The sequence below is a fragment of the Streptomyces griseicoloratus genome (assembly GCF_014534645.1).
In the GTDB taxonomy this organism is placed as follows: Bacteria; Actinomycetota; Actinomycetes; order Streptomycetales; family Streptomycetaceae; genus Streptomyces; species Streptomyces griseicoloratus.
Window position 1 is genome coordinate 1 of record NZ_JACVQF010000100.1, and the last position, 451, is coordinate 451.

Here is a 451-nt window from a genome sequence, read left to right on the forward strand (position 1 = left end):
CCAAGCACAAGGTAATAAGGAGGTAGCAAAGCACACATAAGGGCAGACGACGCATGCATGCTGGATGAGGCCGGAGCCAAACCGATACATCGGGCACGTTGGCTCAGGCTCATCCTTATTCTTGTTCAATCAAGTCACACACAAGCAGAGTAGGCAGTAGCTAGCATGCACGCAGGTGTGTACGTTCCCCATCCAAATCAGCAGTTGCAGGGGTCGCAGGTGCAGCTGTTGCCGCACTTGCAGGCGTGGGCGGTCTCACCGGACTCCGCCGCCGCCTCGAAGTGGCCGGCCTTCTTCTCCGGGGCCAGGCCGAGGACGACGGTGGCCTGAGCACCGCCGCTGCTCTTCTCCTCAAGGTCAGGGTACATCTTGCCGCAGTTGCAGCTGGAGCCGCAGTTGCAGCTTGATCCGCAGCTGCAAGACATCTTGGAAGAAGATGATCTGATAAGGA

The 451-nt window shown here is 58.3% G+C and carries 1 protein-coding gene; it reads right to left on the reverse strand.

Going from position 1 to position 451, the window contains the following annotated elements; translation table 11 throughout:
• Nucleotides 1–197: 197 nt before the first annotated feature.
• Nucleotides 198–368, reverse strand: coding sequence for a hypothetical protein (locus tag H0H10_RS41600; RefSeq protein WP_223179283.1), 171 nt, complete (start codon nucleotides 366–368; stop codon nucleotides 198–200).
• Between the last annotated feature and the right edge of the window lie 83 nt (nucleotides 369–451).